We start from the raw sequence: 15,891 nt of genomic DNA, 5'->3' as shown, positions 1-15,891 counted from the left end.
TCTTTAAGGCTTCTCTTTATATGGGATTTTTGGTGACTTAAGGAAAAAATACTCAGCGATACATTTAAAAATCCGAATTGTTAATGTGTAGAGATCATCATGCTCATAGTACTCTCATTAGGCGGTTCAATTCTCGCAAAAAATCTTGACCCGGATAGTTTTTTAAAATATGCGGATGTTCTGCGTAAGCTCTCGAAAAAGCATACTCTGCTTGTGGTAGCCGGCGGGGGAGAAGCGGCACGGAATTATATCGAAACTGCAAGGGCAGTCGGTGCCGATGAAGTGACCTGCGATTATATAGGAATTGAAATCACTCGCCTGAACGCACGCCTGCTTGCCGCAGCTCTCGGACCCGATGCCTCTCCGGAAATCCCCACAAATTATCTGGAAGCTGCGAAGGCTATCCGTCCCGGAAAGGTAGTTGTCATGGGCGGAGTTACCCCTGGCCAGACCACGGATGCAGTCGCTGCAATCCTTGCGGAATTCCTGCGGGCAGACCTGCTTACGATTGCAACCTCTATTGACGGAGTTTATTCCGCGGACCCTAACTGCGATGCCTCGGCAGTAAAATATGACAGGATTTCCCCTGAGAAACTTATAAACATTGTCATGGCGATCGAGATGAAAGCAGGCTCCAAATCCCCTGTTGATCCTGTAGCCGCAAAAATAATCGAACGCTGCAGGCTCGATGCCCTCGTTATGGATGCCCGGAACCCTGTCCTGCTCGGAGAAATCCTTGATGGAGAAGCCGTCAAAAAATCCCCGATATCCTGCGGAACCTGGGTTACGACAAAAGCCTAAAACCTGGACCATTTTAAGGCTCAGAGAGTTTTTTGCTCAAGCACAACCTTTGACCCGCGACCGTTGACCCGAAACCGTTGCGCCGGTTTATCACGCCGCTACGTTGTTTTCGCTCAAGCCTTTTTTGAAAAGGCTTGCGTTTCGCCGGTCGATCACGCTCCGGTTACACCGGTATAGATAAAGCATTAGTTTTCGCTCAAGCCTTTTTAAAAAAGCTTGCGTTGCGCCGGTTTATCACGCGATAGTGACGTTTTCGATAAAACGTAGTTTTTGATAAAACTTTTTTTGAAAAAGTTTTCGCTCAAGCCTTTTTTAAAAAGGCTTGCGTTGCGCCGGTTTATCACGCCGATAGTGACGTTTTCGATAAAGCGTGGTTTTTGATAAAACTTTTTTTGAAAAAGTTTTCGCTCAAGCCTTTTTTAAAAAGGCTTGCGTTGCGCCGGTTTATCACGCCGATAGTGACGTTTTCGATAAAACGTAGTTTTTGATAAAACTTTTTTTGAAAAAGTTTTCGCTCAAGCCTTTTTTAAAAAGGCTTGCGTTGCGCCGGTTTATCACGCCGATAGTGACGTTTTCGATAAAGCGTGGTTTTTGATAAAACTTTTTTTGAAAAAGTTTTCGCTCAAGCCTTTTTTAAAAAGGCTTGCGACGAAAACTTAAACATAGGAGTTCAGACATACAATCCAATTAAAAGAAGCAGACCGGAACTCCGGTTTTGGTTTTATGAAGTTTCTGTCCTGAGGTTTCTTAGAGTAAGGAGGATTGGGGCTTGAGCCTGCCTGGAAAAAAAAGTTCTTTTAAACAGAAAGGGTTTATTCTCCGCTGTTTTTCCGTGCTTCTACTCCTGACTATGGTTTATGCCGGGATCAACCCTGCTTTTGCGGCAGTAAATGATATAGCAATCCAGGAAGAAAGACCGGAAGACGCCGTTATTACGGATTTTTTCTCAGATTATGATCTCTCGGATGCCACAGTCCGGTTTGAGCAGCCTCTTGAAAATGTCTCTCTTGTTTTTACTTTGAGCTCAGGAGGAGAAATGATGAGATCGGAAACCTTCCTTCTGGGTCCTGTTGAGAAAGGACAGGAAGTTACTAAAGTCCTGTTCTGGGGGATTGAAGAGAATTTCGGAGAAGATAAGAATTCTTATACGGCACAGGTTTCTGTTAAAAATGGCAACGAAAACCTTGCTTTTAGAGAACTTTCATTCTCCTCCAGAAATCCCACTCTCTCGAAGCTTAAACTCGTAGACTTTTCGGCAGATTCCGAGAAAGCTTCGGTTTTGATGAGTCTCACCAGCCCTGCTAATTTTGGAAGTATACAGCTGCCTGAACCGGGTGTAGTAGATTTTGACCTGAAGCTTCTCTCGGGCACGGAGGTCGTGTATTCCGATAAACAAAAAAATATCCCTGTTACAAATACGTATTATAACGCAAGCTATTGGCCTCTCCTCCTCGAGAAAGATAAGAACTACACCGCCCTTCTGAAGGTTCATTCCCACTCTCCTGACATTACTACAGCCTACAGGTCGGATTTCAGGGCTGAAGAAAGTGTAGAAATTCTCGATTCTGACATTGATGTGGATGAATATGGTGCAAGTATTACTGTTATCGGGAAATCCCAGGTACCCTTTGATGGCGCTATAAAGGTTGTACTTACGCCTGAGAATGGAGAGGTGCAGGTTTTTGAGGAGACCGCAGATATCCTGACCTCGGGAAAAGAGGATACTGTAGGAATAATCTGGCAGGGAGTCCCGAAGGGAGACTATAATGTAAAGATCTATGTGCTAAATTTCGAAGGAGAAATCCTGGACAGCCATGAGACGGTTCTCAGGGTTTTTGAGCCCGTAGCCGAAGCAAGCCCTATGGAAGAATCTCCGGAAATTAGCTTTTTCACAGTTCTTGCGATCTTTCTCTGCACTGCAATTTTATCCGGAAGAAAAAAGAAATAAAAAATCCTGTCAGCTAAAGAGGCTTTAAACTTTATAAAATTCGAATTCAGGACCATCATGTTTGACCTTATCATCCGAAATATAATGAACAGGAAAGTCAGGAGCGGGCTGACAGTCTGCGGGATCGCCCTTGGAATTTTTGCAGTTATAGTTATGGGGGCTATGTCCGAAAACTTCCACCAGACTTTTGAACGTTCCATGAGCGTAACCAGCGACAAAATCCGGGTTTTTGCCGAAAGCGGAGTCTTTGGAGGTGGGCTCACGGACGATAAGGTAAGCGACGTGCTCCGGGTGGCAGGGGTGGAAGATGCTTATGGGCTTTTAATGACAACTTTTGATGAGGATAAAATGGGAATGACCGGGAAGCAGATCCTGGGTGTCCCCCCGGAGAAATCCAGTGTTGCTCTTAATCCTGTGGAGCTGAAGACAGGCCGTTTCCTTAATCCAGGGGATTCCTATAATGTTGTTGTCGGGAGCAATATACAGAGGGAATATAAACTCAAAATAGGCAGCAAGTTTGAGATCCATGACAAGTACTTTACCGTTGTAGGAATTCTGGATTACACCGGCTCAATTTTCGACAATGCGGTAATCATACCTCTTGAGACCGCACAGGATCTTTATAATGTTGGAGATTCGGTTTCCTATATCTTTGCAGTGCCCGATGAGCGGGTGGATGCCGAAATTCTCTCCAAACGCATAGAATTCAGCGTTAAAGGCACAAGTACCCTTTCTCCCGGCGAGCTTGAAGTGCAGGCAAGTCAGTCCTTTATGATTTTCAGCGTAATCACTATCAGCTCAGGTCTGCTTGCAGCAATCATAGGCGGGCTTTGCGTGATGAATACCATGCTTATGTCCGTTGCCGAAAGGACAAGGGAATTCGGGATTTTGAAAGCCATAGGAGCCGAAACTCGGGATATTTTGCTCCTTACGCTTGGGGAAGCCTCTGTTATGGGGCTCTTCGGCGGGATTCTGGGAATTCTTGCAGGTACCGGGGCTGTTTACATTATGAATGCCTGGCTTGCAAATACGAGGATAGTGCTTTTTCTGATAACGCCCAGGCTGCTTATAATTGCCATGCTTTTTGCCCTGTTGATAGGTGCTCTTTCAGGGCTTTACCCTGCATATAGAGCCTCGAAAATGAGCCCGATGGAGGCTTTGAAGCATGCCTGAAACCGGAACCGAGGAAGAAGGTCTTGTTATCCCGAGAAATCTAAAAGTGGAAGAAAACAGAGGCAATATGGGGAACGAAGGCGCGGGGATTATAATGCAGGTCGAAAACCTTTCTAAAACCTATTCCCAGGGCAAAATTTCTGTCCATGCCCTGCGCTGTGCCTGCATAACCGTGAGAAAAGGGGAATTGCTTGCGATAATGGGTCCCTCAGGTTCCGGAAAATCTACCCTTCTCGCCCTTATAGGCACACTTGAAAAAGCAACTGAAGGGAGAATTATTCTTGACGGGACAGACCTTACATCTGTGCCTGAAAAACTGCTTCCCCGCGTGAGAAGGGAAAAAATCGGTTTTATCTTCCAGCACTATAACCTCATTCCTACTCTTTCTGCCCTTGAGAATGTGGAGCTTTCTATGCGTTTTTCCAGAATGCCGAAAAAAGAAAGGGAAGAAAGGGCAAAGGCGCTGCTCGAGAAACTTGGTCTCGGAGACCGTCTTTCCCATAAGCCTTCGGAACTCTCAGGAGGGGAGCAGCAAAGAGTTTCTATTGCAAGGGCACTTGCAAATAAGCCTGCTGTTATTCTGGCTGACGAGCCCACAGGTGAGGTGGACAGCAAAACAAGGGACTCGATTGTGCGGACATTTAAAGAATTGAGTGAAAAAGGACAGACAATTCTTGTTGTGACACACGACCCCGAGGTTGCAAAAGAATGTTCCAGGGTGCTCAGGATTACGGACGGGGTTATCAAAGATTATTAAAAGCACTTTAAGGCACTGGAAAAGTGATTAAAAGCTAACTGAAGCAAAATTTGTTTAAAAATTAAAATTTACCTGTTTTTCAGATCTCTCCAAGCTCCCAACCAAGATGCTCTTTTATAACGGTATATGCCATTGCAGGCGGGATGATTCCTATATCGGTTACGATCATATCTATGTATTCGGCAGGAGTGAAGTCAAAAGCCGGATTTCTTACCTGCACGTGGGAAAGCTCTTTCAGGATTGCAGGGTCTACGACTTCATCTACAGCCCTTTCTTCGATTTCTATGGGGTTTCCGACAATCGTGCTCGGGCTAAACTTGAAGGTTTCGGCAGCGACCATGAAACTTTTTCTTGCTTCATGGGCGGCAAGGGCAAGCTGGGAGGTTCCTATCTTGTTTACAAGGGCGCCGTTGGCTGCAATCGCGTCAGCCCCGACAACGACCTTATCCACGTCTTTCATGTAGTAACGCACCGCAGAATCCACGATAAGCGTTGTGGGAATCCCGAAATCGTTAAGATGGCGGATTGTCAACAAGCCCTGACACCTGGGGCGGCTTTCGGTTGAGATTACCGAGATGTCCTTTCCGTCTTCAAAGGCTGTCGTGATGATAGAGAGAGCGGCATGAGAGTTGCAGTGGGTCATAATGACGTCCCCGTCCTGAATTCTTCTTGACCCGATTTTCCCGATTTTCCCAAGGGCCCTGTCAGCTCTTTCGATAAAAAGGTTTGCATTTTCAATGATTTCCTGCCTTGCTTCCTCCACAGTTCCCGAAGAGTATCTTGAAGCGAGTTTTACGGCGTTTGGAAGAGAAACGGCGGTGGGGCGAGTACTGATGAGGAAGTCTGAAACTTCTCTTATCCTGGCACTGAATTCTTCCATTGAAGCTGTATCAAGTCCTGCGGCATAGTCTCTGATAGCTTCAGCAGCAGCTTTTGCAATCCTGCCTGCGCCCCGGATTTCCATTGTCCGGATTTTTTCTGCGGTTTCCTGAACTTTTTGCATGGTATAAAAGATAGCGAGGGTGTAATTTATAACTATCTTCCGGCTGTTCTGAAATCTGCCCTAACAGGAACTAGATTTCGGTTATTCTGTCAGAAACGTTTTTGTAGTAGGCAAAAAGGTCTTCTCCCCACTTGAGGGCTACCGGGTCGAAACACAGGACATCTTCCTTATGGTCAAAGGTACCGTCAGAAAAAGGCAGGGTGAGAGAAAGGAACCTGTCAGTAACTACATGGGATAGTTCTATTCTGCCATTGCAAACGTAAAAACTGGCGTTCTCGAATTTAAGAAACTCGCTTAGCTCGGCTCCATATTCTTCTTTTGTTCTTTCATAAACAGGTCGAGTTACCAGGATGGAGATTTCAGCCCCCTTCTTTGCAAAAGCAAGGAAAAGAGATGGATAGAGAGGATGAAAGATTGAGGCAATGCCATTTATTTTTTTTGATTTCATAAGGTTTTCCACAAATTCTCTGTGAGGCTCAAAGAGGCGCGTCCTGTCAGGAGGTTCCGAAAAAGTACAGTTAGCCAGCTCGCCTATCCGCTTCCGCAAAGGATCGGGTATGGATTCCACCGCATGGTTTTCCCAGTATTCATATTTACTTCCGAAGACGTTCAGGACATCTATCATTGGCTGCATTCTGCCAGCTACCGCTATCCCGAGAGGAGACAGACTATAAACGTCGCCTGCTTTTGAGACCAGGGAGTTTTCCCTCAACCTTTTTAATTGAGGAAGAATTGCCACCAGACCTACATTCAAGCTTTCTTTAATCTCTGAGATCGATTTTGGCTCTTCCTTCAAAAATAAAATAAGATCCTTCCTTTTTTCGGAGAGAAAAATCAATTCCAGAAGCTGGCTGTCCATGTTTTTGTTATATATGCAGCTACTTAATAAATATCTTCCTCATTTTTCAATTTCATTTATTCCGGAGACCAGCTATAAACAGGAACCTGATAGAAGCCTAAAATAAATATTAAGATAAGGTTAAACCATAGATTTCTTACAGCTGATTAAACTTTATTTAGTCCATTGAAAAACGCAGGGTAAGCAGATGGTTATTAGTCCTGTAAACCGGATTTTGAGGCGGCTAAATAATTTAATGCAAGACAAATTTCAAAGTCGTATAGGTTATATACCTCTATAACATAAAGAGGAAGTCAACGATTAAGAGTTAAGGGGTTTTTTCTCTTAATCGTAGGGGTTGAATCACGCGATTGGGAGCCTATCAGAGGTGGCAAAAGGCTCCCAATTATCACAATTCGTTTTGAAGAATTGTATGTACAGTAAGATATTACTTTTAAAGCTTTTTTACCTTTTAACTGGACAGAACGGGTTATTCATTATTCATACTATATAAAGTGAACCGAATCAGGTTCGAAACCCGTAACTGAAAAGGTTAAATTCGACCTGCATTTTTCCAGAAGTATCCAAACACATCGGTAATTCAGAGTTGAGGTTCAGTTACGATTTAGATTAAGATTCCGTTAGAACCGTAAAGTATAGAAAGCAGGAGTAGAAGAGGCAGTGAACATTCAGAACCCTGAACCTCGAAGGCGAGCCTGTTATTATTACAAGAAGACTTTTTTGTAACATTAATAGAATAAAAAATCTATAAATAGTATCCGGATAATATGGAATTATTTCACCAGAGTTAATCACTACCAGTACGAGTCTAAAACGAAATTAATTGGAATAGGAACCAAGGATCAGGAGTCAAAAACTTGAATTTCGATACTGCAGTACAGTTTCATGGACATGTCTGCCCCGGGCTCTCCATTGGCTATAGGATAGCAGCACTCGCCGCTGACCGCTTCAAAGACCGAAGCAAAGATGAAGAACTGGTCGCAATTGTAGAAAACCGTTCCTGTGCCGTGGATGCGATTCAGGCAATAAACGGCTGCACCTGCGGGAAGGGGAACCTTATTTTCAAGGATCATGGGAAACATGTTTACACGTTCTTCAAAAGAGGCGATAACAAAGCCCTGAGAATTTCCCTGAGACCCGATGTTCTCCCACAGGACGAAAAGCATACTGCGCTCTTTGCAAAGCTTAGAGCTGGTACTGCCAGCCCTGAAGAAGAAAAAGAGTTTCGGGCATCCCATAATGCAAAAAGCCAGAGAGTCCTGGAAATGCCAGAGGAAGAGCTTTTCTGGGTTAGGGAAGTGGAAATCAAACCGCCTGAAAAAGCCATAATTTACCCAACCCTTATCTGCAGTAGCTGCGGGGAAGGCTTTATGGAACCTCTGGGCAGGGTAAGAAATGGAGAAATTGTTTGTATTCCCTGTTTTGAGGCAAAAGATGAATAAAGGTCCTGAAGAATTTCCCGAAAAGATAGAGTTTAACCCTATAGGCTATGTGGAAAATGATTACTTTGAACCGGTATTCAATGAAGAGATCTACGAGAAGGTTTCGAAGATCATCTTGAAAAACGAACTGACAGACGGACTTTACCGGGTAGAAGAGCTTGAAAAGCTCTACATACTTTTTTACTTTAGCCGCTCCGAAGGGTATAAGCTAATTAGTCGTCGTCGTTATGACGGGGAGATGGCAGGAGTTTTTGCAAGCCGGAGTCCTTTCCGCCCTAACGGAATAGGGCTTACTCTTGTAGAGCTTGTAAAAGTAGAAGGCAACGTGCTTTATGTGAAAGGCCTCGATGCAATCAATGGTACGCCTGTACTGGATATCAAGCCTTACTTAAAAGAGATTGAGGAAAAGGATTGAGTATTATTTTTTAAACTTCGCAAGGACTCCAAGGTGATCTTCTTGATAGGGCACCAGGTCCTTTGCATTGAGAATCTCGAATCCGGGCTCAAAAGCCTGTTCGAGTTTTCTTACCTCTTCCTTAAAAATCTCTCTGGGGTTTGCTGCGGTGTCGATACTCCGCGCTTTGATTGAGAGCAGGAGATGTCCATCCTTTTTCAGGAAGCGAATAGCATTTCGTGCAGCTATTTCGGCCTGGTTGGGCTGTGCAACGTCCTGGAAGATAAGGTCCACAGGCTCAACGAGATGGGAGTAACTGTCCGGTTTTCCCGCGTCAGCGAGAATAGGGTGGAGATTTTTCCGCCTTGATGCAAGTCCTATAAGATCTCTCATGCTTCTCGGGGCAAACTCAACGGCATAAACTGCACCCTCTGAAACGATATCAGAGACATGACTGACCGTTGTACCCGAAGCCGCCCCGAGATAAAGCACCTTCGAATTTTCCTTAAGTGGGATATGGAATTTTTTCAGAATCATGGCTCCAAGCTTACTCCTGCGAGGGTCCCATGTCCTGTATTCTATCCCTTCAACCGGAATTAGTTTCTCTCCATAAACGGTCTCTCCAGGATCAAGATTCCTTGTAGCGAGCTGTTTTTTGTCTTTTATAACTTCAAAGACCCCGTCCGACAGCTTTTTGACTTCAGGCATTTATTTCCTCCTCTTTTTCTTTAGCTTTGCCCCGCTTTCCTGCTTTTTTTGAGGAGGTCTGGGATTCAAAGTCTTTATCTGCAGGACTTTAGTTTCAAGCTTTTCCGGAAGAGAGTGGTCTCTTTCCCCTGAATAGAAATCAATGCGCGCAGCAAGGGAGAGCTTTGATGCAACTGCCCTTGCTATCTTTCCTCTTACCCACCAGGGTGCGGTATTTATTAAAGGATGGCTGTAGATGATCCCGTGCTTCGGAGATGGAGCCCGAGACCTGAGATGCTTGAAAAGAGCTTTACTGGCGCCTATAACCTGTATAGTACTGGAGGGAAACCCAGCAAGTTTTTCGAGACTTCCTGCCAGACTTATCAATCTTGCCCCGAGCATTGGGCCTGCAATAAGTTTCAGGTTCGGCGCAATAAGTTCCATGCTGTTTTCGATATAAACCTCGATCTGCCGCCTACGCTCATAGAGGCTGCATACGCTTTCTGCGAAACCTATAAGTAGTGCTTCATCTGCGGGTTCGAGTTTTGCACCCATCGAGGCTCTGGCTTTAGAATGAAGCGGGTCCTCAGAACCGACATTTTCACGGGAACCGTACTTTACGATAAAAAGTGCAAGGTCTTCCCCGCCTAGCCCGCTTTCAGGGAAATAGCCTCCATACCATTCGGAAAGTCTTTCCGAGAGAGAATTCGTAGTTTCATTAATATCGTCCAGGGCTTCTACAGCCTGAATAATTCGCTGGTCAGGAGTAAGAGCGCTTGAAACCTGGTGTTTTGCAGCTTCCAGGGTAACTTCGTGTAAAAGAGAGTAATACTCGGCAGAAGATGCTACAAATCCACATTCCAGAGCTGCAGCTTTGGGATCAAATCTTTCAGGAGGAAGGTCCGACCTGCTGTCCCTTAAAGAAAGAGAATGCAGGGCGAGTACCCGAATGTCCTTTGAAAGAAGCCTGGATTCCAGAATCTCTCCGGTCCTGCCTGTTTCAAGAACTCCAAACCAGGTATTGATTTTCAATCCGGTCCCCCGAAGATGTCCGCACCCCGGTTTCTTGCCTTTGTGAGCAGGACTTTTCCACCAATGGACTCGTCAAGCATGCGCTGGACTTCTTGCTGGAGTCTTTTGCCCTCTTCGGGACTTCCGACAACTCCGTAAACTACAGGTCCGAAGGAACTGACTCCAGCACCACTTGCACCATTGTCGCACATGTATCTCATGATATCCAGCACAGGCTGCGATTGAAGTTCGACTTCCCGTCTCTTAAAGCCTACAGTCTGGAAGTGGTTAATTGCCCTGCCGAAATTTTCCAGATCCTCCTCCACAAGTGCAGGAAGCAACTGCATGAGGACTACATGACAGATTTCCTGAACTTCGGCAAGGGGAATTGGACAAAACTTTTTAAAAAGATCTACTTCTACAGCGTCATGAGCCCCTTTGCTGTCAGGAATTGCAAGAACAATAGGCCAATCAGGAAAGTTACTTCTGAACAGAACAGGGCCCGGAGGGGCATGGCTTGCCGCAGAAGGGGAAAACGCACCCTTATCCCTGAACTTGTGCCCTCCATCCAGAATAAAACCGCCGTTTTCAAAAGCTGCGACTCCGATCCCGGAAGTGCCGCCCCTGCCGACCGTAACTGCAAGTTCCCGAACGCTTTTGCCAAGTCCATAGATTCTGTTTATGGCTGCTGCTGCTGACAGTGCAGCCTGAGTTCCGGAACCGAGCCCTACATGATCGGGAAGGCTATGACCAATATGAAGCCTTATTCCTTTTCCTGCCGGCAGAAGAGCCTGTGCAGCTTTTCGCATTTTGTCTGCGAGAAGAGGATCACCGATGACTTCGATAGTATCAGCTTCAGTTGCAGAAATTTCCAGGCTGGGAGATTCTAGGGTGATTCCCGCTCCCCCATCAACCCTTCCTAGCTCTGCATTGAGATCTATCAGGGTAAGATGCAGTCTGGATGGAGACACTACTTTAATCATGTTTATCTGTATCCTCATTACCTATTCATAAAGCTTAGGAGTGGGACTTCCACTTCCCCCAAACCTTTTCCTTAATAATCGAATAAGTAAAAGATAAAGTTTTCCGATTTAGCATGAATTTAAGCATTGGGAGAATAAGAGAATATATTCTTACGCGAATCTCCATATTCCCCCGTAAATCCACCATCGGATCCATGAATACAGGATTAATTGAAAAACTGCAGTGCCTGCATCGGCTGTAAGCCAATCCGGCAATGGAATGTATAAACCCACAGAGCATGCCCGTGTCTGCCGGATCGGAAAGGCCAAAAGCCACATAAGATTCCAGACGCTTGATTTTTATCCCATTCAACAGATCGGAAATTAGACGAAACAGAGGTTTTCTAAGGGATCTGAATGCCTCCATGCCCCAGTAAAGTTTTTCCCTGAAGCTCATCCCCGTCTCTGGAGCTTTTTCTGCTTCAGGCTCCTTTTTTCCTCTTATCCTTGAAATTATCCCTCTTTTTTTCTTATCATCGCTTATTCTTTCCCCTTTACCCCCATCTACTTCCATTCTGGCTTCTTCCAGTCTTCTTTCTTCAGTCCCCCCTTCTTCCCATATTTTAGCCTTACCCTGTGTTTCTGTATCGGCTCGTATCTTTTGAGTTTCCCCCGGACCGACTTCGCCTTGCCCCCCTTTCATTATTCCGTCTTCAATCGAGATTTCAGTCCCTTCAAGAGAGCTTTCTCTTTCCCCGGGTTCTTCGACTGAAAAAGTATGGGAAAAGAGCAGCCATTTTACAGTAAATATACCTCTGAGTTCTTTCTTTTCTTCCAGGCTTAGAACCTTAAGCTTGAAGGTGAAGCCTATTGCTGTAAGAAGAACGAATAAAATCAATAGAAAGACCAGCAGGAGAATGGTGGTTACCAGCATATTAAACAGATTCGGGAAAAAGGATAGTCCTGACTATCCTGAAAGCCCGGACTTCTTAGCTTCGATTCCTGGAATTCCCTTTAAAGGGCTTAGATTCCGGAAAATTTAGTGAACACATTTCCCTTCTTCAATCTTGATTTCTGTTCCCGCTACGGCTCCCTTTTCCGGAACTTTTTTTTCCAGAACTTCTTTTTCCGTAACTTCCCGTTCTTTAAATACCGTTTCCTCGGATTTCTCTTCTTTTTTCTTGCCCTTCATGCCTTTTAGTTTGTCCATAATCTCGGGCAAAAGGTCAGGAATCGAACTGATAAGCGATCCGGTATCGCCTCTTTCCGAGACCCGGAAAATCCTGGCTTCTTCTTCAGAAAGCATTATGAATGCCACAGGCTCAATCTTCGCGCCTGCACCACCGCCTCCTCCATATCCAGAATCAGTATTTTTCTTACTCTCCCCTCCACCTGCTCCGAAACCCATACTAATTCTCGAAATAGGAATAATTGTTTTCCCGGCAGCAGTAATAGGCTCCCCTACTACGGTTTTGGTAGTCGCGATTCTCTCAAGTTCGCCTGCAATTTCTTTGATAGTGTCTTCTACACCCAACGTTCCATCCCCTTTTTTGTATATTGTTTCGTCTATAAAGATAATAAAGGTTTTCTATAATTTTTTATTTTTAATCGAATTTAATCGAATTCCAGATAAATTAAGTTCTGATCAATTCATATTTAGCTATTTCTGCGTCGACTAGCTTATAGGCAGATCTAATTTCAGAAAAAAAATTACTGCCTTATGGGCTAAAACGCTATGTTATCTTTTATACGTATTAGCATATAAAACAGTCTATTGAAATTTAGATTCTTGGCCTCATTTTTTATATCCGGTTTTTCTAGTTATCTTCTTCTCATTCTCAACTGCCATTTTGATTTCCGGGCAGATACTGGAAATTATTCTCTAGCTATGCTAATGCTACTATCCATTTTAAAAAATCAGCAATTTCTAATTAAAAAATTCAAAGCCTTAAAAGGAGAAAATAAGCTCAATCGGGCTAAGAAGTCTCAACTTCCCTTATGCAGGTAAACTAAGTTAAGAATTTTTTACTCATAGACCATTGTATTTTAAGCATCATATAGAATCAGCATATTTATATTGTTTTATACTTATTTTCACCTGTAAAATTGGTCTAATTAAAAAATTTTGCTATCGACGGATAAATTCCTTGAATAAGTGCACATCTTACACTTGTACGTTCGATGGGCATCCGGTATAGATTTTATTGAGAGTAGTAGAAGTCTTGCCCAGAGCTTCTTTTAACGGACGGAGGGATTAAAATAAATAAATTAACCGCTTTATTAGCCGCTTTTCTCATTTTAGCACTAATATCAGGTCCCGGAATGGCGACTGAGATTATTATCCAGCCAGGAAATTCGATACAAAACGCTGTGAATGATTCAAGTCCAGGTGATGTGATAACCGTAAAACCCGGAACATATACCGGTAATATTAACGTAACCAAAAATAATATTATAATCAGGTCAGAATCCGGAAATCCTGATAATACAGTACTTAAGGCAGGAAAGTCAACAGCCAACGTACTCATCCTGCGAGGAGACAATATAAAAGTAACCGGATTCAAGACAATTGGAGCAACCGGATCCGGCTACTCAGGAATTGCCCTGTCCTCGTGCAGTAACTGTACTATTGAGAATAACAAACTTTTGAATAACTCACGTGGAATTTCTCTCTCAAGCTCCACAAAAAATAAAATTTCAAAAAACACAGCTACGAATAATAAGGAATACGGGATTGTGCTCGGGGTATCTACAAAAAATACCATATCAGGAAACACGGCTAATAACAACGCCCGAGCAATTTACTTTGGCAGCTCGGACGATAATATATTATCAGGCAATATTGCTCAATACAGCAGTGTGCTGGGGTTTTATATCTGCCCAAAAAGTGACAGAAACCGTATTTATGACAATTACTTTAATGAAAACAACATAAGCATTAAAAACGGGATAGGGAATGCTTATAACAATACCAGGAAGATTGCAGGTACGAATATCGCTGGCGGCCCGTATATCGGAGGCAATTTCTGGGCAAAACCCGATGGTACAGGATTTTCCCAAACTACGGTAGATGGAGATGGGGATGGGATCTCCGATTCTGCATATAACAATATAACAGGCAGCGTTTATTCGGACTACATGCCTCTGGCAGCTTTAAAACAGAAACCTGTCGTAAGCTTCAGCAGCAATGTAACGTCGGGAAATGCGCCTCTGGGTGTTCTATTTACTGACACAAGCACAGGAACGCCAACTTCATGGAGCTGGAGTTTCGGAGACGGAACGAATTCAACACAACGGAATCCGGTGCATACTTACTCAACTGCAGGAAATTATACAGTAACGCTAACAGCAACCAATGCCCAGGGTACTGGCACGGTAACAAAAGCCGAATATATAAAAGTGGGAGCCACCTCTCTGCCGGTTGCAAATTTCTGGGGGTCCCCGGTTTCAGGAAACGCGCCTTTAAATGTGACTTTTAAGGACAACAGCACAGGCTCGCCTGCTGCATGGAACTGGAGTTTCGGAGACGGGACATATTCAACAGTACAGAGCCCAAAGCACACATACTCAGCAGCGGGAAACTATACGGTAAAGCTTACGGTAAGTAATATCGCAGGCAGTAATACAAAGACAAAAGCCAGTTACATAAAAGTTCAGGGAACGGCTTCACAAACCCCGGTAGCTGCATTCACGGCATCTCCAACCTCGGGAAATATACCCCTGAGTGTAAGTTTTACTGACACAAGCACAGGAACGCCAACTTCATGGAGCTGGAGTTTCGGAGACGGAACATACTCAACGGATAGAAATCCCGCACATACTTATTCCACGCAGGGAAACTATACCGTGGCGCTTACGGTAAGCAATGCGGCAGGCAGTAATACCGTAACAAAAACAGGGCATATATCGGTGGGAACAACGTTGTCAAAACCGGTTGTAAGCTTCTGGGGATCACAAACCTCAGGAACGGCTCCTCTTACCATTACTTTTACCGACGCAAGTACAAACACCCCCACTGCATGGAACTGGAATTTTGGAGACGGAACATATTCTACATTACAAAAACCAAAGCACACTTACTTAACTGCAGGAAATTACACTGTAACCCTTAATGCAAGTAATGCAGCCGGCACTGGTACGAAGACAAGAGCGAATTACATAAAAGTGACAGGAACCTCTCCGCAGATACCAACTGCTGCATTTTCGGCGTCCCCGACTTCCGGAAATACGCCCCTGAGTGTGACCTTTACTGACAGCAGTACAGGTTCACCAATAGTATGGAGCTGGAACTTCGGAGATGGGACTACTTCAGCAACCCAGAATCCTGTCCATACCTATTCGACAGCCGGAAATTACACGGTAACGCTTACAGTAACCAACACTGCAGGCAATAATACAGTGACAAAATCAAATTACATAAAAGCAACAGCGAACAGTACAACGAATGCCACAATACCTGTTGTAAGCTTCTGGGGCTCACGGACCTCAGGAACAGCTCCTCTTACCATCACTTTTACCGATGCGAGTACAAATACGCCTACTGCATGGAACTGGAGTTTTGGAGATGGAACGTATTCTACCTTACAGAAACCAAAACACACTTATTTAAAAGCAGGAACCTATTCAGTAACGCTTAAAGCAAGTAACGCAGCCGGTACCGGTACGAAAACAAGAGCCAATTATATAAAAATGGTATAAGTGAAAGCTTTAGAAACAAGGTTGCAAAGACCTGTTTAATAAACAATTTAATGCCTGAAGTTCAAAATATGAACGGCAGGCAACTCTTATTTATTAAATAAAGTATCAGTTCCCGGATGGCTGCGAGATACTTAAACAGCTATTATAAACACTTAT

General features: G+C 44.2%; 14 protein-coding genes. 7 read left to right on the top strand and 7 right to left on the bottom strand.

The features are described from left to right. Positions 1-99: 99 nt before the first annotated feature. From pyrH to EQO05_RS02815, 4 genes are all read left to right on the top strand, one after another. Positions 100-801: a UMP kinase gene (gene pyrH, locus EQO05_RS02830; RefSeq protein WP_128503558.1), complete on the top strand. Its 702-nt coding sequence runs from the start codon at positions 100-102 to the stop codon at positions 799-801. 769 nt (positions 802-1,570) lie between these two features. Beyond that, positions 1,571-2,749, top strand: a complete 1,179-nt coding sequence (locus EQO05_RS02825) for a hypothetical protein (RefSeq protein WP_128503556.1) — start codon at positions 1,571-1,573, stop codon at positions 2,747-2,749. 57 nt (positions 2,750-2,806) lie between these two features. Continuing rightward, entirely contained in the window at positions 2,807-3,922 is a 1,116-nt protein-coding gene (locus EQO05_RS02820; RefSeq protein ID WP_128503554.1) for an ABC transporter permease, read from the top strand. A gap of 94 nt (positions 3,923-4,016) precedes the next feature. Further along, the gene (locus tag EQO05_RS02815; protein ID WP_128503732.1) at positions 4,017-4,679 is read left to right on the top strand and encodes an ABC transporter ATP-binding protein; all 663 of its coding nucleotides are present in this window, start codon (positions 4,017-4,019) and stop codon (positions 4,677-4,679) included. Positions 4,680-4,758: 79 nt separating this feature from the next. On the opposite strand, the gene EQO05_RS02810 is transcribed toward EQO05_RS02815, so the two are convergent. Then, entirely contained in the window at positions 4,759-5,682 is a 924-nt protein-coding gene (locus EQO05_RS02810) for a ribose 1,5-bisphosphate isomerase (protein ID WP_128503552.1), read from the bottom strand. Positions 5,683-5,752: 70 nt separating this feature from the next. Then, positions 5,753-6,541, bottom strand: coding sequence for a winged helix-turn-helix domain-containing protein (locus EQO05_RS02805; RefSeq protein ID WP_128503551.1), 789 nt, complete (start codon positions 6,539-6,541; stop codon positions 5,753-5,755). Between the two features lie 857 nt (positions 6,542-7,398). On the opposite strand from EQO05_RS02805, the gene EQO05_RS02800 reads away from it, so the two are divergent. Both EQO05_RS02800 and tsaA read left to right on the top strand, forming a co-directional pair. Continuing rightward, on the top strand, positions 7,399-7,983 hold the full coding sequence (locus EQO05_RS02800; RefSeq protein ID WP_128503549.1) for an FmdE family protein: 585 nt from the start codon (positions 7,399-7,401) through the stop codon (positions 7,981-7,983). Next, entirely contained in the window at positions 7,976-8,398 is a 423-nt protein-coding gene (tsaA, locus tag EQO05_RS02795) for a tRNA (N6-threonylcarbamoyladenosine(37)-N6)-methyltransferase TrmO (protein WP_128503547.1), read from the top strand. Before EQO05_RS02800 ends, tsaA begins: the two co-directional genes overlap by 8 nt. A 3-nt stretch (positions 8,399-8,401) precedes the next feature. Here tsaA and EQO05_RS02790 read toward each other — a convergent pair whose 3' ends face one another. The 5 genes from EQO05_RS02790 to EQO05_RS02770 form a co-directional block, all read right to left on the bottom strand. Beyond that, the gene (locus EQO05_RS02790; protein ID WP_128503545.1) at positions 8,402-9,085 is read right to left on the bottom strand and encodes a fibrillarin-like rRNA/tRNA 2'-O-methyltransferase; all 684 of its coding nucleotides are present in this window, start codon (positions 9,083-9,085) and stop codon (positions 8,402-8,404) included. Next, the gene (locus EQO05_RS02785) at positions 9,086-10,096 is read right to left on the bottom strand and encodes an NOP5/NOP56 family protein (protein ID WP_128503543.1); all 1,011 of its coding nucleotides are present in this window, start codon (positions 10,094-10,096) and stop codon (positions 9,086-9,088) included. After that, positions 10,093-11,058 carry a beta-ribofuranosylaminobenzene 5'-phosphate synthase gene (locus EQO05_RS02780; RefSeq protein WP_128503542.1) on the bottom strand — a complete coding sequence of 322 codons (966 nt, stop codon included), beginning with the start codon at positions 11,056-11,058 and terminating at the stop codon, positions 10,093-10,095. Before EQO05_RS02780 ends, EQO05_RS02785 begins: the two co-directional genes overlap by 4 nt. A 34-nt stretch (positions 11,059-11,092) precedes the next feature. Then, positions 11,093-11,935, bottom strand: coding sequence for a DUF2953 domain-containing protein (locus EQO05_RS02775; RefSeq protein WP_240664298.1), 843 nt, complete (start codon positions 11,933-11,935; stop codon positions 11,093-11,095). 141 nt (positions 11,936-12,076) lie between these two features. After that, entirely contained in the window at positions 12,077-12,571 is a 495-nt protein-coding gene (locus EQO05_RS02770; RefSeq protein ID WP_128503538.1) for a GerW family sporulation protein, read from the bottom strand. Positions 12,572-13,359: 788 nt separating this feature from the next. Between EQO05_RS02770 and EQO05_RS02765 the strand changes: the two genes are divergently transcribed. Continuing rightward, positions 13,360-15,735: a PKD domain-containing protein gene (locus tag EQO05_RS02765; protein ID WP_128503536.1), complete on the top strand. Its 2,376-nt coding sequence runs from the start codon at positions 13,360-13,362 to the stop codon at positions 15,733-15,735. Positions 15,736-15,891 lie beyond the last annotated feature (156 nt).

It is taken from the genome of Methanosarcina sp. MSH10X1 (assembly GCF_004099695.1).
In the GTDB taxonomy this organism is placed as follows: Archaea; Halobacteriota; Methanosarcinia; order Methanosarcinales; family Methanosarcinaceae; genus Methanosarcina.
The sequence above is the reverse complement of the archived record's forward strand: the minus strand, read 5'-3'. Positions and strand labels throughout refer to the sequence as shown.